Genomic DNA, 20,897 nt, shown 5'->3' with positions numbered 1-20,897 from the left:
CACCCAGGCGGGCAGCTAGCGCGGGCGCGTCAGGCGCTCGTACTCGCGCTCGGCCAGGCCGCCCCGCCCACCGGCGCCGTGGGTGGCAATGGCTTGCAACACCACCCCTAGGCCCCAGAAGGCCGTGACCCAGACCGGCCACGGCACGGGCCGCGCCGAGCGGTCGGTGAGCGCCCAAATAGCCCACAGCAGGATATTGACCCACAAAAAGGTGAAGAGGTGCGCCTTAAACTTGGCGCGCCGCTTGGCCAGGCGCCAGAGGTTGGGGTCGCGGTCGGCCGGCGTGGGGGCGTAGGGATACATAGGCGGGAGCTTAAAGCAGGCAAGGGTGGCTTGGCGAGCGGCGTACTTCGCGGTTCGCGGCCTTAGCCGCGCGGCCAGGCGTTAGTAGGCGCCCTGCTGCGCCAGCAGGCGCTCGTATTCGCGCTGGGCGCGCTCGCCCCGGTTGAGGCCCGAGTAGGCGCACAGCCCCTGCGCCGCCACGGCGATGCCCCAGAATACCGACGTCCAGATGGGCCAGGGCAGTTCACTGTGGCGGCCGTGCGCTTCGGGCAGCAAAAAGTACAGCGCCCACAGCCCGGCATTCACCAGGACGTACACCAGCAGGTGGCCCTGAAACTTGGCGCGGCGCTTGGCAATCTGCCACAGGCGCAGGTCGCGGGTGGGGTCGGTGGCGGGGCGGGCGAGGGGCTGCATGGCGCGGGGCGGTTTAAGTGGTTGAACTTGATAGTCAAAGCTACCTTTTTGCCCATCCCCCGCGCAACTAGCCGTTGCTGAAGCGTCGGGCCCTAGGCCCCAACCCACCAAAACCCACGCTGAGCCGTGACCGCAGATGTAACGGATTTAACGGATTACGCGGATACGCTGCTTCGCAGCTGGCTACGCGGGCGCTTTTAGCTTTGTGGCCCGCGCTGCTAGCTACTCGCTCATGTCCTCGTCTTCTGCTCTTACCCGCCTGCGTGTTGTGCAGGGCGATATCACCAAGCTGCCCGTTACGGCCATCGTCAATGCTGCCAACTCGTCCTTGCTGGGCGGGGGCGGGGTCGATGGCGCCATTCACCGCGCCGCTGGCCCGGCACTGCTGGCTGAGTGCCAGGCTATTCGGGCCCGCCAGGGCGGCTGCAAAGTCGGCGAGGCAGTTATCACCACCGGCGGGCGCCTACCGGCTCAGTACGTTATCCACACCGTAGGGCCGGTTTGGAATGGTGGGCGGGCGGGCCAGCCCGAGCTGCTAGCCAGCTGCTACCGCAACTGCCTGCGCCTGGCAGCCGAGCAGGAAATGGTATCCCTAGCTTTTCCGGGCATCAGCACGGGCATCTATGGCTACCCCACGGCGGCCGCGGCGGCCGTGGCCGGCCACGAAATCCGGCAGTGGCTGGCGGCCCACAAATACCCTAGGAAAGTAGTGCTGGTGGCCTTCGACGATGAAACGCGCCGGCTGTATGAAACTGAAGCGGCGCAAACCTAGCCACCGTAACTAGGCAGCTACTTCCAGCCCCTCTACGCGCTCGGCCACTTGGCGCATCAGCCAGAGCGGGGTGCTGGTGGCGCCGCAAATGCCCACCGACGCGGCCCCTGCAAACCACTCGTCCTGCAGCTCGTGCTCGTTCTCAATGAAGTAGCTCTTGGGGTTCACGCCGTTCACTACCGAGAATAGCGCCTTGCCGTTGGAGCTTTTGCGCCCGCTCACGAACAGCACTACGTCGTGCTCCAGGGCAAACTTGGCCAGCTGGGGCTCGCGGTTGCTCACCTGGCGGCAAATGCTGTCGTTGGCGTCGAAGCTGTCGAGCGTGCCGCCGGCGGCGGCAATGCGCTCCTCCATCAGGGCCTTCATCTTGTAGAAGCCGGCCGTGCTCTTGGTAGTTTGGCTGAACAGCGTGACCGGACGCGAAAAGTCAATCTGGTCGAGGTCGGCTTCGGTCATCACCACCAGGGCGCGGTTGTGCGTTTGGCCCGCCAGGCCAATCACCTCGGCGTGGCCGGGCTGGCCGTAAATAACAATCTGCCCGTCCTGGCGCTGGCTCAGGTCGTAGGCGTGCTTCACCCGGTTTTGCAGCTTCAGCACCACCGGGCAGCTGGCGTCAATCAGTTCCAGGTTGTTGCGCAGAGCCAGCTGGTAGGTTTCGGGCGGCTCGCCATGGGCCCGAATCAGCACTTTGCAGTCGTGCAAAGTGCCCAGTTGCTCGCGGTCAATCACGCGCAGGCCCTGCTGGTGCAGGCGCTCCACCTCCATGCGGTTGTGCACAATGTCGCCCAGGCAGTATAGGGTGGCGTCCTCACTCTGCTTAAGCTCATCTTCGGCCATCTGGATGGCAAACTCGACGCCGAAGCAGTAGCCGGAATTTTTATCGATGGTAACCTGCATGAGAAGGGCCGTACCTGCCGGAGTATGCACTTCCGCCAGCCGCACTAGGGCAAAGGTACGAAAACCGTGCCGGGCTGGATAATATACAATAAGTGGCGGGCATCCTGACAGCCGTGCCCTAACGCCCGTCCGCCCAGCGCCTCCATATGCTAAGTACCGGTCACTTTGTGGGCGTAGGCCTCAAACAACGCCGCTGATACCCTATCGAGCACAAAATCAACCTGCTCGGTGATGGTGATGTGCGTGGTATCGAGCAGCACGGCGTCGGCGGCGCGGCGCAGCGGGCTCTCGGCGCGGGTCGAGTCAATGTGGTCGCGCTTGCGCAGGTTCTCCATAATGTCGGTCAGCGGCACGTGCTCGCCTTTGGCGGCCAGCTCCTCCTGGCGGCGGCGGGCGCGCACCTCCACGTCGGCCGTCATAAAAATCTTAACCTCGGCATCCGGAAACACGGTAGTGCCAATGTCGCGGCCGTCCATCACTACGCCGCGCTTGCGGCCTAGGCGCTGCTGCTGGGCCACCATGGCGTGGCGCACCATCGGTATTACCGACACTTCGCTCACGGCATTCGAAATGCGCATCTGGCGGATGTCGTCCTCCCGAATTTTATCGTTGAGGCACAGCTCGTTGCGACCCGAGCGGCGGTTGCGCCGAAAGCTAATATGAATGTCTTCGCGCAGAGCTGCCTCAATGCGGACCATATCGTCGAAGGCAATGCCGTTTTCGAGCAGGTACAGCGTCACGCCCCGGTACATGGCGCCCGTGTCGAGGTAGGCGTAATGAAGGAAAGACGCAACGGCCTTAGCCGTAGTGCTTTTGCCACACGAGGAGTACCCATCAATGGCGATAACGAGGTTGTTCATGAACGCGCGAAAACGGCCATTGGCCCCGTAAGATTACGAAATTCGGCGCGCATCTGCCGCGCCAGGCCCCTGCAAGCTACCATTGAAAGCTACGTACTGGCAGCCGCCGTGCCATAAGTAAGAAGCTCATCCTGAACGTTATGCTGAGCCCCGCGAAGCATCCCTACGAGGCTGTTAACGCGCGGCAGAGCTGCTTCGCGGAACTCAGCCTGACGTTCAAAAATTGGGTTGCTGCCCCACCCTAGGGTCCCTAGTGGCCGCAGGGGCAGGGCACCGCCTTGCCGGTGCTGTGGTGCTTATACCAGCGGGTTTTTTGCGACAGCGAGCCGTGGCTGCCCGCGCAGCTGCCTAGGGCGGCGGCCAGGGCCAGCAGCAGCGCCGGCCGGGCCAGGAGGCGGGCGGTAGCCAATACGTTCACGGTCATTCTGGTTATTCTTTTTTAGTAGCGTAAAGATACTTTCGAGCCAGCCTATTCCGTAACCTTGCTTTCCCGTGCTTTTGTTCGCTTCAACGCCTATGCCTACCGATTTCTTGCTTGCTGTCAACCTGGTTGATATTCCGGCCCGCGCCACCTACCCCGCCACGCTGCGCATTGCCCAGGGCCGCGTGGCCGCCGTGGAGCGCACCGGCGACGCGCCCGACCCCACCCGGCCCTACGCCCTGCCCGGCTTCGTCGATGCGCACGTGCACGTCGAGAGTTCTTTGCTAGTACCCAGCGAGTTTGCGCGCCTGGCCCTGCCTCACGGCACCGTGGCTACGGTGAGCGACCCCCACGAAATTGGCAACGTGCTGGGCGTGGCCGGCGTGCGCTACATGCTCGACAACGCGGCGCAGGTACCGTTTAAGTTCTGCTTTGGGGCGCCGAGCTGCGTGCCAGCCACGCCCTTCGAAACGGCGGGCGCCGCCATCACGACCGCCGACATTGAGGAGCTGTTTCAGGACGCGCGCATTGGCTACCTGGCCGAGATGATGAACTGGCCCGGCGTACTGCACCGCGATGCCGACGTGCTCGCAAAAATAGCCCTGGCCCACCGCTACGACCGGCCCGTGGATGGCCACGCGCCCGGCCTGCGCGGCCCCGACGCCGTCCGCTACGCCAGCGCGGGCATCGCCACCGACCACGAGTGCTTCGCGGCCGACGAAGCGCGCGACAAGCTGGCGGCGGGCATGAAAATCCTGATTCGCGAGGGCTCGGCGGCCCGCAACTTCGACGCCCTCATCGAGCTGGTGCCCGCTCACTACGAGCACCTCATGTTTTGCTCAGACGACAAGCACCCCGACACGCTGCTGCTGGGCCATATCGACCAACTAGTGCGCCGCGCCGTGGCCCTAGGGTACGACGTGTATCAAGTGCTGCAAATGGCCTGCCTCAACCCCGTGGCGCACTACCGCCTGCCCGTGGGCCAGCTGCGCGTGGGCGACCCGGCCGATTTTATTGTGGTAACCGACCTTACCGCGTTCGAGGTGCAGCAAACTTACCTCGATGGGGTATTGGTGGCCGAAGCTGGGCAGTGCCGGCTGCCCGCCGCGCCCGTGGCGCTGGCCAATAACTTCCACGCCCGCCCGGTGGCCGCGGCCGCGCTGGGGGCGCCCGCTGCCCTAGGGCCGCTAGTGCCCGTTATCGAGTGCTTTGATGGCCAGCTCATCACCGCCCGGCGCGACCTGGCGCTGCCCCTAGGCCCCCAGGGCCGCCCCAGCCCCGACCCGGCGCAGGATGTGTGCAAGCTGGTGGTGCTCAACCGCTACGCGCCCGATGCGCCGCCAGCCGTGGCGTTTATCAAGGGCTTTGGACTGCGGCAAGGGGCCCTGGCCAGCAGCGTAGGGCACGATTCGCACAACATCACGGCCGTAGGCTGCGACGACAAAAGCCTGGCCCGCGCCATCAACCTGGTAGTAGAAGCCCAGGGAGGCCTGGCCGCCGTGGGCGGCGGTACCGAGCAGGTGCTGCCATTGCCTGTAGCCGGCCTTATGAGCGACCAGCCGGGCCCGGCAGTGGCAGCCGCTTACTCCGCCCTCGACGAGCTGGCTAAAAGCACCCTAGGCTCAACGCTGCAGGCGCCGTTTATGACGCTCTCCTTCATGGCCTTGCTGGTTATCCCCAGCCTCAAGCTCAGCGATAAGGGACTGTTCGATGGCGAGAAGTTTGAGTTTGTGAAGTAAGAAAATAGAGAATAAAAAGGCGGTCATGCTGAGCGCAGCCGAAGCAGTTCTCCCACGCCCCTAGGGTATCGTTCGGAAGAGATGCTTCGGCTGCGCTCAGCATGACCGCCTTTTTATTCTGTCTATCTACCCTACTCTGCCGCCGGGAAGCGCTTGGCCAGCAGGCGCTGCATCTTTTCCTCGGTTAGGGGCTTGGTGAGGTACTCTACGTTGGGATACTTGGCCACGCGGGCGGTATCGGCCGAGTGCATGGAGGTAGTGAGCACGGCCACCACGGTGCGCTCCTGCTGGGCGGCGGGCAGGCTAGTGTAGCGCTCTAAGAAATCGAAGCCGCTGAGGCCAGGCATCTTCAGGTCTACAAACACTAGGTCGGGAGCTGCCTGCGCATTCTCGGGCGTTCCCCAAAGAACATCCAGCGCCTCGTCGGCGCGCATAAACGTACTTACCTGCCGGGCTACGGCCAGGCGGCTCAGCAGGCGGTTATTCAGAAAGCTCGTCGTCTCGTTATCATCCACCAGCACAATGTGGTTGAGCGTATCCGGCATAATTGATAGTATTCTCAGCAAAAGTTTACGAAAATACGCCCGCCGGGCGGCGCGGGCAACCCTAGGGCCTACAGCCAGCCCTGGGCGCGCAGCCAGTCGTCGTTATAGATTTTGCCGAGGTAGCGGGTGCCGTGGTCGGGCAAAATCACCACCATTAGGTCGCCCTCGCGCAAGTGCTCGCGGGCATACTCCAGGGCCCCAAATACGGCCGAGCCGCAGCTCCAGCCCACAAATAAGCCCTCTTCACGGGCCAGGCGCCGCGTCATCAGCGCGCCGTCCTTGTCAGTTACTTTAATGAACTGGTCGATAACCGAAAAGTCCACGTTCTGGGGCAGAATATCCTCGCCGATGCCCTCAGTTTTGTACGGATAAATCTCATTTTTATCAAAAATTCCCGTCTCTTTGTATTTCTTAAATACCGAGCCGTAGGTGTCGATGCCTAGGGCAAAGACGCTGGGGTTTTGCTCCTTGAGGTACTTGCTAGTGCCGCAGATGGTGCCGCCGGTGCCCACGCCGGCCGCCAGGTGCGTGATGCGGCCCTCGGTGCCCGTCCAGATTTCGGGACCGGTGGTGGCGTAGTGGGCGGCGGTGTTGGCGGGGTTGTCGTACTGGTTGGGGTAGAACGAGTTGGGCGTTTCGGCCGTGAGGCGGCGGGCCACCGAGTAGTAGCTGCGCGGGTCATCGGGCTCCACATCGACGGGGCACACCACCACCTCGGCGCCCACGGCTTTCAAGATGTCCTGCTTTTCCTTGCTTTGCTTGTCGCTCATCACAAACACGCACTTGTAGCCCTTGGCGATGGCCCCGAGGGCCAGGCCCATGCCGGTATTGCCGCTGGTGCCCTCAATGATGGTGCCGCCCGGCTTGAGGCGCCCGTCGGCTTCGGCGTCCTCAATCATGCGCAGGGCCATGCGGTCCTTCACGGAGTTGCCGGGGTTGAAGTACTCGACCTTGGCCAGGATGGTGCCCTTGATGCCGTCGGTAACCTTGTTGAGTTTCACGAGCGGCGTGTTGCCGAGCGTATCGATAATGTGGTTGTAGTACATAATGCGGGGTGGGCACTGGAAGCGCTGCGCTCGCAAAGGTAACCCCACCCCCGGCCGGCGGGGTGGGGCCGACCTAGCGCGCGGCGTGCGGCGTGTGCGTATTCACCTCAATATCAATACCGTCGCCGATGGGGCAGTAGAAGGCCACCCAGTCCGCGCCTAGTGCCTGGTAGCGCTTTACGGGGCCGGGCTGCCGGCCGGCTGCGTCCAGCTCCTGGTGCTTGGCTAGTACTTGCGCCTCCGACTCTACCATAAAACCGACGTGGAAGTTGAAGGGCGGGCTGCTGGGGTACGTGTGTACCTCGGAGCCAATCTTCGTTAGCACCAGAAAGAAGCCATCGGGGCCGTAGAGCAGGGCACCCTCATTGGCACGCTGCTCTACGCGGAAGTCGAAGTGGCGGGCGAAAAGGTCACACTGGGCGAGCACGTCACTAACGCAAAGGTTGAGGTGGTTGAGAAGCATAGGCGGATAATGGCAGCAATTAGGCGGTGGGGTGCCCTAGCCAAAGAAACGGCAGGCAGGTATCGGAGTTGCGTCCGGCGCGTTTCCGGCCCGGCGGCAGTTGCCGCCCTAAATGTACCCGGAATGCCCGCCGCTAGCCCTACTTTTGCCCCAACTCCGAATTCCTCTTAACAAGCAAGCCGCCCATGAGCGTTCTCGTCAATAAAGATTCCAAGGTTATCGTGCAGGGCTTTACGGGCTCCGAAGGTTCGTTCCACGCCCAGCAAATGATGGATTACGGCACCCAGGTGGTGGGCGGCGTCACGCCCGGCAAGGGCGGCACCGAGCACCTAGGACGGCCCGTGTTCAACACCGTGGCCGACGCCGTGGCGGCCACCCAGGCCGATACCAGCATCATTTTCGTGCCCCCGGCCTTCGCCGCCGACGCCATTCTGGAGGCCGCGCAGGCTGGCATTAAGGTGATTGTGACCATCACGGAGGGCATTCCGACCAAGGACATGATTGCCGTGAAGCACTACCTCAAGGACCGCCCCGGCATCACGATGATTGGGCCGAACTGCCCCGGCGTGATTACGGCCGGCGAGTGCAAGGTGGGCATCATGCCCGGCTTCATTTTCCAGAAGGGCCGCGTGGGCATCGTAAGCAAGTCGGGCACCCTGACCTACGAGGCCGTGGACCAGCTCACCAAAGCCGGCCTGGGCCAGACGACGGCCATCGGCATTGGCGGCGACCCCATCATCGGCACCACCACCAAGCAGGCGGTGGAGCTGCTCATGAACGACCCCGAAACCGAAGGCATCGTGATGATTGGCGAGATTGGCGGCGGCATGGAAGCCGAAGCCGCCCGCTGGATTAAGGAGAGCGGCAACAAGAAGCCGGTAGTAGGCTTCATCGCCGGCCAAACCGCGCCTCCCGGCCGCCGCATGGGCCACGCCGGCGCCATCGTGGGCGGGGCCGATGACACGGCCGCCGCCAAAATGGCCATCCTGCGCGAGTGCGGCATCCACGTCGTAGACTCGCCCGCCGAGATTGGCGACACTATGCTGAAGGCCCTAGGGAGCAAGTAATAAGAAATCTGTCAGCTTACTAATAAGCCCCCTTGCTAGTTGCTTAGTGAGGGGGCTTTATTTTGGGTCGCTTAGCATTCATTGCTGAGTTAACTCATCCACTAGGTTAGTTTTCTTTTTGGCGGTGCTTCAGCAAGTCGGGGCGAAAGATGAGGGCCACCCCCACCAGTGAGGATATGGGCGAGGTACTGTTGCCGGGCTGGTTGTCGGGGCCCGTGTGGGTGGGTAGTGACAAGCCGGCCGCGCCTTGTACTTGCAGTGGACCGTTGCCGGCTCTCACAAAAAAGGTAGGCTCCACAAACACGTTGTTATCGGATGCGAAGGGTTTTCCACCGTAGGTAAGGCGTGTGTAGTCAACATACACCGTGCGCAGCGAAAAGCCAACTATAGCCTTAGCCGATAAGTCGCTGGCTAGGTAGGCCTGGGCGTAGTATCGCCAGTAGTTGGCCTGGTAGGGCACCTCATTAAGCGAGGGACTTAAGCCCAGCGATAGGTAAAGCGTTTTGTCGTATACGGTAGCGCCAGCTAGGCCCGCGCCCCCTAGCACTGCTAGGTACGTATGCGATGCTGCAGAAGCATGGTAGTAGCCCGCCCCCAGACTAAGCTGCCGGTGGAAGCTACCCTTGCTCCCATTGCCACTACTCAGGGCGCTCTCGGCGCTTAGCAGCAAGTGGCGGGTGGGCGCCCAGGCTGCCCCGCCCTCCACGCTATTGAGATTGCGCAGGCCTGCCGACACTTGCAGCTGCCCTTTGCTAAGCAAGGGGGTGCTGGGGATGGTGGGCACGTAAACCGTGCAGCCAGCTAAGCCTAGCAAAGCAATCGGCCAGTAAAAATGATGCAAAAGCACGATACTGACTATGAAGACGTTAACAGAGCAAGATAGCATGGCAATACTGCGCAGTAGCCCTAGACCTGCGCTACTCGTCGCGGTGCTGCCACCACACGTGCGGGTAGAGCGCCAGGCCCACCGAGGCGTAGGCTTGGCCGAGCTTAAACTGCCGGGCGGGGTCGTTGGTATCGCCGGCCGTGAGGGGGTCGTAGCCTAGGGTGCGGGAGGCGCCCAAAGCCAGCTGCACCTGCAGCAGGCCCGGTTGGGTAACGCGCGGCCAAAAGCGCACAAAAAACATGGGCTCGGCCCGCCAGCTGGGCGCGGCCTGCACGGGCGCCCCCAGGTCGGTGACGCTGGTGAGGCGCGTTTGCACCAGGCGGCCCGAGAGGCCAAAGCCCACCCTAGGGCCGGGCTGCCACACGGCGTACAGCTCGGCCGAATGCTTGCGGTAGCTGCCCTCGAAGCGGTGCAGCGGGTCGTGGTTAACCAGCACAAAGCCGTGCAGCGACCCGCCGTCGCCCCGAAACAGGGCGTCGGGCTGGGCCTGGCCGGTAGCCAGCAGGCCCCCCAGCAGCCAGGAGGGCCCTAGGGGCCAGTAGGTGCCCAGGGCCAGCTCGGTTTGGTTTACGTGGGCGTAGGCGGTGCTGTCGCCGGGGCCGGGGCGGCTGCCCTTGGTGCTGAAGGCGGCCCGCACCAGCAGGTGCGGCAGCGGCGAGTAGGCGGCCGCGGCTTCCAGGCGGTTGGTGAACGACCAGCTGCCGGCCACTTCTACCTCGCCCCGGTGGCGAATCTCGGGGGCGGCGTTTTGCATGGGCACGTATACCGAGCAGGCCGTGGCGCCTAGCAGGGCCGGCAGCAGGTACCCCAGGCGGAGCAGGGCAGGAAAATACTTCATGAAGGAGTAAGGTGAACCGCAGCGGTGGCTACTGGCTGGTGGCCAAGCGGCAAGTTACCAGCAGAGCCTATTTAGGCGCTAAACGTTGCAGCTGAGTTATTCACGGGTGTAGTTTTCGCGTATAGGCGGACAGCTTAACTCCTCCATTCTTTATGTCTGACTACTCCTGCGACGCTCTTATTATTGGCTCGGGCCAGGCCGGCAACCCTCTGGCCACGGCCCTGGCCGAAGCCGGCCGCCGGGTCATTTTAGTGGAAGAAGCCCACCTAGGGGGCTCCTGCCTCAACTATGGCTGCGTGCCCACCAAAACCCTGCTGGCCTCGGCCACCCGCGCCCACGAAATCCGGCAGGCCGCCCAGCTAGGCATCGACTCCGCCAGCGCTCCTAGGGTGGATATGCCCGCCGTAGTGGGCCGCAAAGATGAGCTGCTGACCAAGTCGCGCCGCAACCTGGCCGAGGAGCTGGGTTCTAGCCACCCCAACATTACGCTGCTGCGCGGGCACGCCCGGTTTGAGGCGGCGCGCCGGGTGCGGGTGCAAGCCGGCGAGCACGGCGAAACCCACCAAGTAACCGCCCACGAAATATTCATCAACGTAGGCACCCACGCGACCACGCCCGACATTCCGGGCCTAGCCGAGGCGGGCTTTCTCACCACCACTTCGCTGCTCGATATTCAGGAAGTACCCGAGCATTTGCTCATCATTGGTGGCGGCTACATTGGGCTGGAGTTTGGGCAGATGTTCCGGCGCTTCGGCAGCCAGGTCACCATCATTGAAACCGGCGACCAGGTGCTGGAGCACGAAGACGACGACGTGTGCAAAGTGTTGCAGAACCTGCTGACCGAGAAAGCAGGCATCGAGTTTTTATTAGAGGCCCAAACGCACCACGTCTCGCGCAATGCCGCCGGCCAGTACACGCTCAGCGTCAAGACCAAGGCCGGCGAGCGACGCCTGCACGGCTCGCACTTGCTGGTGGCCACCGGCCGCACCCCCAATACCGATAACCTAGGCCTGGAAAAAACCAAGATTAAGCTCGACGACAAAGGCTACATCCAGGTGAATGCGCGTTTGCAAACCAGCGTGCGCGGCGTGTATGCCCTAGGCGACGTGCACGGCGGCCCGCAATTCACCCACATCAGCTACGACGATTTTCGGGTGGTGCGCGACAATCTGCTGCACCGCGGTCACCGCTCGGCCAAGCAGCGCCCCCTGCCCTACTGCGTATTCACCGACCCGCAGCTGGGCCGCATTGGCCTTAGCGAAAGCCAGGCGAAAGAAAAAGGCGTGCCCTACCGCGTGGCCTGCCTCGACGTGAAGCGGATTGCCCGCGCCCAGCACACCGGCCAGCGAGACGGCTTCTGGAAGGTGCTGGTGGGCGACGACGACCGCATTCTGGGCGCCGCCATCCTGAGCCCCGAGGGTGGTGAGGTAATGACTATGCTGCAGCTAGCCATGATGGGCCGCCTGCGCTACCAGCAGCTCGAAAATATGGTAATCGCCCACCCCGCTTGGGCTGAGGGACTGAACGTGCTTTGGAAAGACTTAAAATAGTAATTAGTGCCTAGCGTTTAGCGTTTAATAGCAGGCCGTCATGCTGAGCTTGCCGAAGCATCTCTACCGCGCCGCCTAGGGTGTCGTTCGGTAGAGATGCTTCGGCAAGCTCAGCATGACCGCCTTTGTTAAGTACCAAGCACTATTTCATCTTCTCCACCCGGATACCTACGTCCATGATGCCGGGCAGCTTATTTTGGCGCATGTACTGCTCCAGCGTCAGCTTGTAGGTGCCGGCGCGCGGGAATTTCACCTGCCGCAGCGCCAGAAACTCATGGTCGAAGATATCGCCCGCGCCCGACCCTAGGGGCTCACCCGTTTTAGGATTCATCAGCACCAGTTGGTGCAGCAGGGCGGGCCCCACCAGGCGGCCGGTAGGCCCGGTGAGCGTGTGCTTGATGTAGAGGTTGTAAAAGCCGTAGCCCGAGGCGTTGCGCACGTTGAAGTACACGTCGTAGCGGGCGGCGGGGTCGGCGATGTTGAAGGTGAAGGCGGGGCGCTGCTGCACGTCCCACACGTAAGGGTCGCCGGTGGGCGACTTCAAGTCCACGTTCTCTTCGTAAATCCGGTTGGGGTCGCAGGCGGTGAGCAGCGCGACGCTGGCCAGCACCGCCAGCCCAGCCGCCCGGTAGCTAGCAAAAATTCTAGTCATGAGTAAGTTAAGAAGCGCTGGGTAAGGAGCCGCCCTCGGCGCCGGGGGCATTGCCGCGCCGGCCTTGGCCCCCGCGCCGGCCGCGGTTGCGGGTGCTCTCGGGGCGGGGCTGGCCGCCCTCGGGCTGGCTGTCGCCCGCTGCGCGGGGCGGGCGGGGCGCATTGCCCTCGGGGCGCGGGGTGCGCTCGGGGCGGGGGGCGCCGGCCTCAGCCGAGTTGCTGCTCTCGCCCCGGTTGCGGCCCCCGCGCCGGTTGAGGGGGCGGGCCGCGGCGCCGCGCCGGCCCCGGCTTTCGGCCGGGCCTTCGGGGGCGAGAGTGGGGCTAGGGCTGGGCGCCGGGGCCGGCGGGGTGGCAGCGGCCGCCGGGGCAGTTGCAGGGGCAGCGGGGCGCTCGCGGCGGGGCGGGCGCTCGGCGCGCGGGACGCTGGCAGCGGCCTCGGGTGCGGCACCGTCGGGCCGGTCCTTGCGCTTGCGGCGGCGCTTGGCACCCGACTTAATTTGGTCGTCGAGGCGGTCCAGCTCGCCCTCCATCAGGGTCGATACGGCGGGCGCTACTTCTACCTCGGGGCGGGCGGCCAGCAGGGCGTCGGGTTTTTCACCTTTTTTATTCAGCTCCTGCACTTCACGCACGCGCTCGGTGCTCAGCATCACCCAGTTGTTATCGCCCCGGAAGGCAAACCACATGCGCTTGCGGAAGATGTCGGTTTTCTGCAAAAAGGCCTCGCCGGTGGCTACCAACAACGGGCGCTGCACCTGCGGAATATCCTTGAGGGCGTCGAGGTAAGCGTCTAGCTCGTAGTTGAGGCAGCACTTGAGGCGCCCGCACTGGCCGGCCAGCTTCTGGGGGTTGAGGCTCAGGTTTTGGTAGCGGGCGGCGGTGGTGCTCACGGCTTTGAAGTCGGTGAGCCAGGTAGAGCAGCACAGCTCGCGCCCGCACACCCCGATACCCCCAATGCGCCCCGCCTCCTGGCGCAGGGATATCTGGCGCATCTCGACGCGAATGCGAAACTCGTCGGCCAAACGCCGAATCAGCTCCCGAAAATCTACCCGGTCCTCGGCCGAGTAATAAAACATGGCGCGGGTGCGGTCGGCCTGGTACTCCACGTCCGAGAGCTTCATCTTGAGCCGCAGCTCATCCACCACGGCGCGGGCCCGAAACATGGTGCTGCTTTCGAGGTCGCGCACGGCCTGCCAGCGCTCCTCGTCGTCGGGCGTGGCGATGCGCAGCAGGGGGCGAATGTCGCGCGAGTCGGTAGGCACCTTCTTTTTGCGCATTTGCAGGCGCACCAGCTCGCCCTTTAGGCTCACGTGGCCCAGGTGCCAGCCCGAGCCGGCGGCCTCCACTACCACAGCGTCGCCGGTTACCAGGGGCAGGTTTTTATCGTTGCGGAAAAACTCTTTGCGGCCGCCCTTGAAGCGGATTTCTACGCAGTCGAAGCCCCGAAAATCGCTAGGCATGTCCACGTCGGCCAGCCAGTCGAATACATTAAGCCGGGTGCAGCCGCCCGATGAGCAGCCACCCTTGGAGCCGCAGCCGCCCACCTTCGAGGTAGAGCAGCCGCCGCCGGATGAACAAGAAGTACAAGCCATGAGGCTGAAGAATATATAATTAGGCAGCCGCCATAAGGGGCCGCACGAAAGTGGGAACCTAGCAAAGATAACCCGTTAGCCAGGGCGAATGGTGCGTACTTACCTCCCCTTTCTCGGGCGCCCACCAAGCAGGCCCGGCGCCCAACTGCCGCTAGTGCCGGGCGGCCCCGCCCCAGCCAGTTGCTTAGCTCGGCCGTTACGAACAGTTTTGGCCGGGCAGAAACCCACGAAATGTCCTGCCGAAGCCAGTGGCTGATTGCGGGGTTTAGTAGCTGCGAAAACGCTGCATGGCCCTAGGGCAGGCCGCGCCCGGCAAGTGGTAGCTGCGCCAAAAAAATGTGGGTGCAACATCCTTGCCGCAGGCCGGTCTCATGCCTAAATGCGCACCCTCCCTCCTTCCTCTAGCACCGACCAGCAGCTTGTGGCGCAGGTGCTGGGCGGTGATACGGCCGCTTTTGGGCATATCGTGCAGCGCACGGAAGGGCTGGTTGCGCAACTGGTATTCAAGATGATTCGGCACCCCGCCGACCGCCCCGACATCGCGCAAGAGGTTTACTTAAAGGTTTTTAAGAATCTGGCCAGCTTCAAGTTTCAAGCCAAGCTGTCCACCTGGGTCGGCCAAGTAGCCTACAACACCTGCCTGCACTACTTGGAGAAAAAGCAGCTAGTGCTGCTAGACCCCGCCGAAGCGGCGCTGGATGACGCGGTGGAAACCGGCCGCCGGGCCCCGCCCCCGCTGGTTGCGGACCCGGCCTACGACCCCGAATCAACCCTTTTCAGCCACGACCTGGCCAGCGTTTTGGGGGCGGCCATCGAGGACCTGCCGCCGCTCTACCGCACCCTGATTTCCTTGTATCACCAGCAGGAGCTGAGCTACGAAGAAATTGCCCAGATAACCTCGCTGCCCGACGGCACCGTGAAAAACTACCTCTTTCGGGCGCGCAAGCTGCTTAGGCAACGCCTGCTGGCCCGCTACCAACGCGACGACTTATGACCAGCCCCCACCTCGCCGACTACACCATCCAGGCGGCGGCCGAATTGGCCGCGCTGTCGGCCCCAGAAGCAACCCATTTGCGTGGCTGCCGCACGTGCCAAAGCCGCGTAGCAGCTTACCAGCAGCTATTTGCGGCGGCGGCGCAGCTGCCACCGCCCACTTTCGATTTCGACCTCACGGCCAGCGTTTTGGCGCAGCTACCACGGGCGCGGCCGGCTTTTTCGTGGGTGATTGGCGGCGTGGCGGCGCTGGTGCTGGGGGTAGTTGCTTTGTTCCTGGCCGTGCTGGGGGGCGCGCTGGCGCAGGCTTTCCAGGGCTGGCCCAACGGGCTAGGGGCTGGGCTGGCGGTGGTAGTGGGCTTTCTGGTGGCCGCGCAAGGCGTGGAGCTAGTGGCCCGGCACCGCCAGCAAATGCGCCAGTTGACTTTTTCGTAAATTTTTGCAACATGACCGGCAACGGCCGGTCTCATCCAGTAGTACCCCCGGCCCGACTTATGAAACGTTTTTTGCTGCTCCTGCTTTGCTGCCTGGCCGCCGGGGCTGCCCACGCGCAAGGCGCCCTGGTTCTCGACACCAACACGCTGGAGTTCAGCCGCCGAGTCATTTTTCCGGCCGTCGCGCTTTTTCTACTTGGCTACTTCATTTTGGGAGCCATTAAGCTGGTGTTGAATTACTTATTAAAAAATAAGATAATCGATACGGCCGTCATTTCGGAACGCGTGGTCGAGCGCCTGCTGCCCGGCCCGCAGGACGAGCAAAACCGGATAGTGAAGTGGGTGGCGCTGCTGCTGAGTAGCAGTGTAGGGCTCACGCTCTGCAACTGGTATTTGCCCCTAGGGCTGCACTCCGTCATTATCCTTCTATTCAGCACGGCTTTCGGCTTTCTGGCCTATTACCTGTTTCTGCGCCGCCAAGCAAAGTAGCCCCGTGCGCGGCTTTGCCACTAGGTATTGAGCCGCGCGCCTATTCGCCAAGCTAGCCATTAGCCAGCGGGCGCCAGGGTCCTAGCCACGCATTTTTTTCTACCCTTTCTAGTTCCTAGCTTCATGAAGCAGTCGGCATTTTCAGCTCCGTTTACTAGGCAATACCTAGTAACTTGCATTGCAATAAACTTTGTTAGCCAATTGTTTGCCAGGCTTATGAGGAGCCTAGGGGGGTGGGGGCGTCAGCTTACCAGGCTTTTACCGGGTGGGCGCTGGGTGGGCGGGCTGGGGCTGGTGCTAGCTGGCCTATGGCCCGGCAGGCTGCCCGCGCAGACCCTAGGCGCAGTGTCGGGCACGCTGCTCGACCAGGGCACGCGCCAGCCCCTGCCCTTTGCCAACGTCCTACTGCTGCAACTGCCGGACTCGGCGGTAGTAGCTAATACCCAAACCGCTGAAAATGGCAGCTTTACCCTGACAAAGCTCGCGCTGGGGCGCTACGCCCTGCGGGCGGAGGCGCTGGGCTACCGGCCCGACCGCCGGCTCGTTGTGCTGGGGGCGGCGGCGCCAGTGGTTAGGCTGGGCGAGTGGCGGCTGGCGCCGGCAGCCGTGCAGCTCGGCAGCGTGGTGGTGCAGGGCGAGAAGGCGGCCCTGGTCGATGACCTGGACAAGAAAGTCATCAACGTGAGCAAAGACTTGAACAGCGCGGGCGGCACGGCGGCCGACGTGCTGCAAAAGGTGCCCTCCGTGGCCGTGGACGAGAACGGGCAAGTCAGCCTGCGCGGCAGCACGGGCGTCACGCTTTACCTAGATGGCAAGCCCGCGCCCAGCAACCTACGCCTCGACCAGTTGCCCGCCAGCCGCCTCGAAACCATTGAGGTCATTACCAATCCAGGGGCGCGCTACTCGGCCCAGGGCGCGGGCGGCATCATCAACCTGGTGCAGAAAAAGCAGGCTAAGGATAGCTGGAATGGCGACGCGCTGGCCACCCTAGGCACCCGCGACAAGTATTTTGCCGCGCTGAACCTCAACCGCAAAGTGGGAAGATTCAACTTTTTTGGCAGTGCCAACGGGGTCAATAACTGGTTTCACGGCAGCTCGGCTTTGCAGCAGGTAGCCACGGCCGACGGCCGCACCACCCGCACCAACCAAACCGGCCTGAACACGCGCTACCAGGCCAGCAAAGACTTACAGCTGGGGGTAGACTACTCCCCTAGCGACCAGCAGCGCCTCACTCTAAGCATGGAGGTCAACCAGAATGTCCTGCACCAAACCAGCAATTTCACGACCCTGCTCACGCGGGACCCCGACCCGGCCATTACCCTGCAAAACCAGAATCTAGAAGTGGATGACCTCTACTACGCTCGCCTATCGAGCAGCTACCGCCGCACCTGGGCGGCGCAGCCCGGCCGCGAGCTAACAGCCAGCGCCACCTACACCCTCGATGGCGGCACCGTAACCAATGAGCAGCGCGTGCTGGACGGGCCCGCCAGCTACCCCCGGCAAGCGCGCCGGCAGCTGCTCGACGTGACCATCCAGATGCCTTCGGCGCAGGTGGACTATGTGCACCCCCTAGGCGATAAGCGCCGCTGGGGAGCCGGCATGAAGACGGATGTACTGCTAACGCCCGGCACGGCCGAGTACGCGGTGCAGCCAGTGGCCGGCACCGACTTTGTTCCGCAGGCGGCCGGCTCGTATCGCTATCACTACCAGCAGGTTATTCCGCAAGCCTACGGCACCTACCAGCACAAAGCTGAGCGGTGGGACTACCAGGCGGGCCTGCGGGCTGAGTTTACCGGGCTGCGGGCGCAGGTGCTGCCCAGCGGCTCGGCCAGCCAGCGCCTTTTCAACCTATTTCCGTCGGCCACGGTGGCGCGCAGCCTACCCCACGACCAGCGCTTGCAGCTCAGCTATGCGCGCCGCCTGAACCGACCTAATTTTCTACAAATCATTGCGTTACCTATCTACTCCGATGCGCGCAACTACGTAGTGGGCAACCCCGACCTGCGGCCCGAATACGTGCACGTAGCCGAGTTGGGCCACCAGGTAAGCTGGCAGTCCACCACGCTCAGCACGACGCTGTTTGGGCGCTTCACCAGCCAGGCCATCCAGAGCTTGCGCACCATCGATACGCTCGCGACCCGCCTCAGCGGCCAGCCCGACTTCATCACCCGCACCAGCTACCAGAACCTGGGCCGCACCACCAGCTACGGGCTGGAAGCATCGCTGTCGCAGACCGTTACCAAGTGGTGGAAAATCACCGCCAACGGCTCGTTTTACCACAACCAAGTGGCCAGCTACACCGACGCTGGCACCCGCGCCAATTTTACCGGCACGGCCTATCTGCTCAATATTTTTAGCCCAACCCAGACCCTGGCCGTGCAGCTCAGCGGTAACTACCGCGCCCCGCAGGTGGTGCCGCAGGGCCGCCTGCTAGCCGTGTACGGGGTCGATGTGGCCGTGCGCCAGCGCCTGCTGCACGACCGGGCGGCGCTTACGCTGCGCGTGAGCGACCTTTTTAACACGCGCCGCCAGTACTCGGAGCTGGGCGCCGCCGGGCTCAGCACCGACCTGCAAACCAAGTATGAGACGCGCGTGGGCTACCTAGGCTTTACCTGGTTTCTGGGCAGCAACAAGCCCGCCAGCAACCTCGACAGCCAGCCTAAAGGCGACACGGGCGGCTTCGGCGGCTAAGCAGGGCACTGCCCGTGGCGGGCGCGAATGGCAGCGGGTAGCCACCTGGCCGCAGTTCTTCTGGGCTAAGAAACTTGACGGCCACCGAGCCCACGGCCGAGCGCAAAGGGCGGCTTGGTCCGTTCATACAACCTAGGCGTGAGCGCCACACCGGGCCCACTGGTCACCCGCAAACCTTGGCCGGCTACCACGGGCGCCGGGGCCTAGGGCCCGCCCGCCCAGGCAACGCTAAATCAAGTCGAAAGCCCGCGCGTACTGCCCTAGCTCGAATAGCGAAGGCGCCGCCAGCTTATGCCGAATGTTGCGGCGGTGGGTTTCGGCCGTTTGCACCGAAATAAAGAGCTGGCCGGCTATTTCGGCCGCGCTGTGCCCTAGGGCCAGCAGGCGCAGCACGGCGCGCTCGCGCGTGGTGAGCGTGGCGTAGCGGCTGCTATTGGCGCGCAAAAAGCCGTTATCATCAATCAGGCGCTGCACCTTGGCGGCAAAGTGGTTGTCGGGGTGCAGCGGCACGGCCAGGCATAGCAGCAGCAGGGGCGCGCCCTGCGCGTCGCTCAGTAGCCGGCGCATGGCCGTGAGGTACCAGCTCCAGCCGGGGCGCTCGGTGGTGCGCGCCTGCTGAAAGCAAGTCTGCACCTCGGGTTGACTGTTTTTATGTACCAGTTCAAACGCCTGCGCCACGTATTCGTCCGACTCCGCAGTATTAAAGTAAGTGGGCGAGAACTGGGGCCCTAGGGCCCGCAGCTCTTCCAGGGTGGCGCCCAGCAGGCGCAGGCCCCACGCCGACATGTAGCGCACGGTTTGCGTGGGCACGTGGTGAATAATGACCACGCAGGGATACTGGTCGGCCGTGGCGGCAATTTCCGCTATCTTCTGGCTAATCAGCGCTTCGTCATCCATGAGGTAGCGAACTAACCGGCAGCAAGTTGAGGCCGCTAACGTAACGATTAATTTTGATATTCCTTCATCTTACCATCACGCTATCATCCCTAGGCCTGCTAGCGCCACGCAATGCGCGGCCCACAAAAAAGCGCCCCAGCCGCAGGGACCGAGGCGCTTGGCAAACGTGGGGCAGTAACCAAAGGCTATTCGCCGGGCTTGAGTACCACTTTCAGGCAATTGTCCTTTTTGTGGCGGAAGATGTCGTAGCCGTGCGCCGCCTGGCTTAGCGGCAGGCGGTGCGAGATGATGTCGTCGAGCACTACTTCGCCCTTAATGATATGGTCGAGCAGCTTGTCGATGTGCCGGTGGGCCGGGGCCTGGCCGCCCACCAGTTTGATGCCCTTATCGAAAAACTGGCCCACCGGGAAGTTGTCGTTGGTGGTGGCGTACACCCCCAGCACCGACACCACGCCGCCGCGCCGCACGGCGCTCATGCAGGTTTCAATAATCTTGGGCGAGCCCTTTTCCAGGTTCACCACCGCCTTCACCCGGTCCAGCAGGTCGCGGTCGGGCTCGAAGCCTACGCAGTCCACGCACACGTCGGCGCCGCGGCCCTCGCTCATGTCGCGGATTACCTGCACCACCTGGTCGTGGCTTTCCCAACGCAAAATTTCGCAGCGCGTGGTTTCCTTGGCCTTGTCCAGCCGGTACTGCTGGGTGTCAATGATGAGCACCCGAGCCGCGCCGCGCAGCCAGGCGCTTTTGGCGGCCATAATGCCCACCGGGCCCGCCCCAAAAATGGCCACGAACTCGCCCCCGCGCACCTCAGCCCAGTCGATGCCCGAGTAGCCGGTGGGAAAAATATCGGTCAGGAACAGCACCTGCTCATCGCTCAGAAAATCGGGTACTTTGCGCGGGCCGTAGTCGGCGTAGGGCACGCGCACAAACTCGGCCTGGCCGCCGTCGTAGCCGCCGTAGAGGTCGGTGTAGCCGAAGAGCGCGCCGCCCTTCTGGGTTAGCAGGCCGCCCTCGGGTCCGTAGTGCTTGGGGTTGGAGTTTTCGCAGTGGCCGGGCAACTCGTGGTTGCAAAAAAAGCACGTGCCGCACGCCACCGGAAAGGGCACCACCACGCGGTCGCCGCGCTTGAGGTTGCTTATTCCCTTGCCCACTTCCTCCACGATGCCCATAAACTCGTGGCCCAGCACCATGGGCGTGGTAGGCAGCGAGCCGTTGTAGATGTGCAGGTCGGAGCCGCAAATGGCCGTGCTCGTCACGCGGATAATGGCGTCGCGCGCGTCCTTCAGAATGGGGTCGTCAACGGTATCGACGCTAACGTTGCGCGGGCCGTGAAACATCAAAGCTTTCATGGGAAAAGGAACAAGGTGGAAAAG

21 protein-coding genes and 1 pseudogene are annotated in these 20,897 nt (G+C 63.3%); 8 read left to right on the top strand and 14 right to left on the bottom strand.

The features are described from left to right. Positions 1-15 precede the first annotated feature (15 nt). Together HHL22_RS21695 and HHL22_RS21690 are read right to left on the bottom strand one after the other, a co-directional pair. Entirely contained in the window at positions 16-303 is a 288-nt protein-coding gene (locus HHL22_RS21695; protein WP_169533465.1) for a 2TM domain-containing protein, read from the bottom strand. A gap of 81 nt (positions 304-384) precedes the next feature. After that, positions 385-696, bottom strand: a complete 312-nt coding sequence (locus tag HHL22_RS21690; protein WP_169533464.1) for a 2TM domain-containing protein — start codon at positions 694-696, stop codon at positions 385-387. 232 nt (positions 697-928) lie between these two features. Between HHL22_RS21690 and HHL22_RS21685 the strand changes: the two genes are divergently transcribed. Continuing rightward, on the top strand, positions 929-1,468 hold the full coding sequence (locus tag HHL22_RS21685) for an O-acetyl-ADP-ribose deacetylase (RefSeq protein WP_169533463.1): 540 nt from the start codon (positions 929-931) through the stop codon (positions 1,466-1,468). Positions 1,469-1,477: 9 nt separating this feature from the next. Here HHL22_RS21685 and HHL22_RS21680 read toward each other — a convergent pair whose 3' ends face one another. The 3 genes from HHL22_RS21680 to HHL22_RS21670 form a co-directional block, all read right to left on the bottom strand. Beyond that, complete coding sequence (locus HHL22_RS21680; protein ID WP_169533462.1) at positions 1,478-2,365, bottom strand: 4-hydroxy-3-methylbut-2-enyl diphosphate reductase; 888 nt, start codon at positions 2,363-2,365, stop codon at positions 1,478-1,480. A gap of 149 nt (positions 2,366-2,514) precedes the next feature. Continuing rightward, the gene (gene cmk, locus HHL22_RS21675; protein ID WP_169533461.1) at positions 2,515-3,225 is read right to left on the bottom strand and encodes a (d)CMP kinase; all 711 of its coding nucleotides are present in this window, start codon (positions 3,223-3,225) and stop codon (positions 2,515-2,517) included. A 250-nt stretch (positions 3,226-3,475) separates the two neighbouring features. After that, a complete protein-coding gene (locus HHL22_RS21670) occupies positions 3,476-3,649 on the bottom strand; it encodes a hypothetical protein (protein ID WP_169533460.1) in 174 nt (57 codons plus the stop codon). A 92-nt stretch (positions 3,650-3,741) separates the two neighbouring features. Between HHL22_RS21670 and ade the strand changes: the two genes are divergently transcribed. Then, complete coding sequence (gene ade, locus HHL22_RS21665; protein ID WP_169533459.1) at positions 3,742-5,385, top strand: adenine deaminase; 1,644 nt, start codon at positions 3,742-3,744, stop codon at positions 5,383-5,385. Between the two features lie 131 nt (positions 5,386-5,516). Here the strand turns inward: ade and HHL22_RS21660 are convergent, their stop codons facing one another. From HHL22_RS21660 to HHL22_RS21650, 3 genes and pseudogenes are all read right to left on the bottom strand, one after another. Continuing rightward, positions 5,517-5,930, bottom strand: coding sequence for a response regulator (locus HHL22_RS21660; protein WP_169533458.1), 414 nt, complete (start codon positions 5,928-5,930; stop codon positions 5,517-5,519). Positions 5,931-6,001: 71 nt separating this feature from the next. Continuing rightward, a pseudogene (locus HHL22_RS21655) lies at positions 6,002-6,976 on the bottom strand (PLP-dependent cysteine synthase family protein); the annotation flags it as partial. Positions 6,977-7,049: 73 nt separating this feature from the next. Continuing rightward, positions 7,050-7,439, bottom strand: a complete 390-nt coding sequence (locus tag HHL22_RS21650; RefSeq protein ID WP_169533456.1) for a VOC family protein — start codon at positions 7,437-7,439, stop codon at positions 7,050-7,052. A gap of 185 nt (positions 7,440-7,624) precedes the next feature. Between HHL22_RS21650 and sucD the strand changes: the two genes are divergently transcribed. After that, positions 7,625-8,506: a succinate--CoA ligase subunit alpha gene (gene sucD, locus HHL22_RS21645; RefSeq protein ID WP_169533455.1), complete on the top strand. Its 882-nt coding sequence runs from the start codon at positions 7,625-7,627 to the stop codon at positions 8,504-8,506. Positions 8,507-8,612: 106 nt separating this feature from the next. Here sucD and HHL22_RS21640 read toward each other — a convergent pair whose 3' ends face one another. Together HHL22_RS21640 and HHL22_RS21635 are read right to left on the bottom strand one after the other, a co-directional pair. After that, positions 8,613-9,320, bottom strand: coding sequence for a hypothetical protein (locus tag HHL22_RS21640; RefSeq protein ID WP_169533454.1), 708 nt, complete (start codon positions 9,318-9,320; stop codon positions 8,613-8,615). Positions 9,321-9,423: 103 nt separating this feature from the next. Beyond that, positions 9,424-10,230, bottom strand: coding sequence for a hypothetical protein (locus tag HHL22_RS21635; protein WP_169533453.1), 807 nt, complete (start codon positions 10,228-10,230; stop codon positions 9,424-9,426). 152 nt (positions 10,231-10,382) lie between these two features. Here HHL22_RS21635 and HHL22_RS21630 point away from each other — a divergent pair, with 152 nt between their 5' ends. Beyond that, complete coding sequence (locus HHL22_RS21630) at positions 10,383-11,780, top strand: mercuric reductase (protein ID WP_169533452.1); 1,398 nt, start codon at positions 10,383-10,385, stop codon at positions 11,778-11,780. Between the two features lie 142 nt (positions 11,781-11,922). Here HHL22_RS21630 and HHL22_RS21625 read toward each other — a convergent pair whose 3' ends face one another. Continuing rightward, the gene (locus tag HHL22_RS21625; RefSeq protein WP_169533451.1) at positions 11,923-12,432 is read right to left on the bottom strand and encodes a gliding motility lipoprotein GldH; all 510 of its coding nucleotides are present in this window, start codon (positions 12,430-12,432) and stop codon (positions 11,923-11,925) included. A 7-nt stretch (positions 12,433-12,439) separates the two neighbouring features. Continuing rightward, positions 12,440-14,020, bottom strand: a complete 1,581-nt coding sequence (locus HHL22_RS21620; protein WP_169533450.1) for a PSP1 domain-containing protein — start codon at positions 14,018-14,020, stop codon at positions 12,440-12,442. 379 nt (positions 14,021-14,399) lie between these two features. On the opposite strand from HHL22_RS21620, the gene HHL22_RS21615 reads away from it, so the two are divergent. The 4 genes from HHL22_RS21615 (at position 14,400) to HHL22_RS21600 (ending at position 18,627) form a co-directional block, all read left to right on the top strand. Next, positions 14,400-15,014 (top strand): RNA polymerase sigma factor, encoded by a 615-nt coding sequence (locus HHL22_RS21615; protein ID WP_169533449.1) that lies wholly within the window; start codon positions 14,400-14,402, stop codon positions 15,012-15,014. After that, the gene (locus HHL22_RS21610; RefSeq protein ID WP_169533448.1) at positions 15,011-15,448 is read left to right on the top strand and encodes a cupin domain-containing protein; all 438 of its coding nucleotides are present in this window, start codon (positions 15,011-15,013) and stop codon (positions 15,446-15,448) included. Before HHL22_RS21615 ends, HHL22_RS21610 begins: the two co-directional genes overlap by 4 nt. Before the next feature lie 59 nt (positions 15,449-15,507). Continuing rightward, positions 15,508-15,936 carry a hypothetical protein gene (locus HHL22_RS21605; protein WP_169533447.1) on the top strand — a complete coding sequence of 143 codons (429 nt, stop codon included), beginning with the start codon at positions 15,508-15,510 and terminating at the stop codon, positions 15,934-15,936. 216 nt (positions 15,937-16,152) lie between these two features. After that, entirely contained in the window at positions 16,153-18,627 is a 2,475-nt protein-coding gene (locus HHL22_RS21600) for a TonB-dependent receptor domain-containing protein (protein ID WP_169533446.1), read from the top strand. Positions 18,628-18,855: 228 nt separating this feature from the next. Here HHL22_RS21600 and HHL22_RS21595 read toward each other — a convergent pair whose 3' ends face one another. Next, the gene (locus HHL22_RS21595) at positions 18,856-19,524 is read right to left on the bottom strand and encodes a response regulator transcription factor (RefSeq protein ID WP_169533445.1); all 669 of its coding nucleotides are present in this window, start codon (positions 19,522-19,524) and stop codon (positions 18,856-18,858) included. A 185-nt stretch (positions 19,525-19,709) separates the two neighbouring features. Then, a complete protein-coding gene (locus HHL22_RS21590; protein WP_169533444.1) occupies positions 19,710-20,873 on the bottom strand; it encodes a zinc-dependent alcohol dehydrogenase in 1,164 nt (387 codons plus the stop codon). Positions 20,874-20,897 lie beyond the last annotated feature (24 nt).

The organism is Hymenobacter polaris (assembly GCF_012927305.1).
In the GTDB taxonomy this organism is placed as follows: Bacteria; Bacteroidota; Bacteroidia; order Cytophagales; family Hymenobacteraceae; genus Hymenobacter; species Hymenobacter polaris.
The sequence above is the reverse complement of the archived record's forward strand: the minus strand, read 5'-3'. Positions and strand labels throughout refer to the sequence as shown.

Coding starts and splice junctions, on each gene's coding strand:
- HHL22_RS21695 (WP_169533465.1), bottom strand. CDS start 303: ATGTATCCCTACGCCCCCACGCCGGCCGACCGCGACCCCAACCTCTGG.
- HHL22_RS21690 (WP_169533464.1), bottom strand. CDS start 696: ATGCAGCCCCTCGCCCGCCCCGCCACCGACCCCACCCGCGACCTGCGC.
- HHL22_RS21685 (WP_169533463.1), top strand. CDS start 929: ATGTCCTCGTCTTCTGCTCTTACCCGCCTGCGTGTTGTGCAGGGCGAT.
- HHL22_RS21680 (WP_169533462.1), bottom strand. CDS start 2,365: ATGCAGGTTACCATCGATAAAAATTCCGGCTACTGCTTCGGCGTCGAG.
- cmk (WP_169533461.1), bottom strand. CDS start 3,225: ATGAACAACCTCGTTATCGCCATTGATGGGTACTCCTCGTGTGGCAAA.
- HHL22_RS21670 (WP_169533460.1), bottom strand. CDS start 3,649: ATGACCGTGAACGTATTGGCTACCGCCCGCCTCCTGGCCCGGCCGGCG.
- ade (WP_169533459.1), top strand. CDS start 3,742: ATGCCTACCGATTTCTTGCTTGCTGTCAACCTGGTTGATATTCCGGCC.
- HHL22_RS21660 (WP_169533458.1), bottom strand. CDS start 5,930: ATGCCGGATACGCTCAACCACATTGTGCTGGTGGATGATAACGAGACG.
- HHL22_RS21650 (WP_169533456.1), bottom strand. CDS start 7,439: ATGCTTCTCAACCACCTCAACCTTTGCGTTAGTGACGTGCTCGCCCAG.
- sucD (WP_169533455.1), top strand. CDS start 7,625: ATGAGCGTTCTCGTCAATAAAGATTCCAAGGTTATCGTGCAGGGCTTT.
- HHL22_RS21635 (WP_169533453.1), bottom strand. CDS start 10,230: ATGAAGTATTTTCCTGCCCTGCTCCGCCTGGGGTACCTGCTGCCGGCC.
- HHL22_RS21630 (WP_169533452.1), top strand. CDS start 10,383: ATGTCTGACTACTCCTGCGACGCTCTTATTATTGGCTCGGGCCAGGCC.
- HHL22_RS21625 (WP_169533451.1), bottom strand. CDS start 12,432: ATGACTAGAATTTTTGCTAGCTACCGGGCGGCTGGGCTGGCGGTGCTG.
- HHL22_RS21620 (WP_169533450.1), bottom strand. CDS start 14,020: ATGGCTTGTACTTCTTGTTCATCCGGCGGCGGCTGCTCTACCTCGAAG.
- HHL22_RS21615 (WP_169533449.1), top strand. CDS start 14,400: ATGCGCACCCTCCCTCCTTCCTCTAGCACCGACCAGCAGCTTGTGGCG.
- HHL22_RS21610 (WP_169533448.1), top strand. CDS start 15,011: ATGACCAGCCCCCACCTCGCCGACTACACCATCCAGGCGGCGGCCGAA.
- HHL22_RS21605 (WP_169533447.1), top strand. CDS start 15,508: ATGAAACGTTTTTTGCTGCTCCTGCTTTGCTGCCTGGCCGCCGGGGCT.
- HHL22_RS21600 (WP_169533446.1), top strand. CDS start 16,153: ATGAGGAGCCTAGGGGGGTGGGGGCGTCAGCTTACCAGGCTTTTACCG.
- HHL22_RS21595 (WP_169533445.1), bottom strand. CDS start 19,524: ATGGATGACGAAGCGCTGATTAGCCAGAAGATAGCGGAAATTGCCGCC.
- HHL22_RS21590 (WP_169533444.1), bottom strand. CDS start 20,873: ATGAAAGCTTTGATGTTTCACGGCCCGCGCAACGTTAGCGTCGATACC.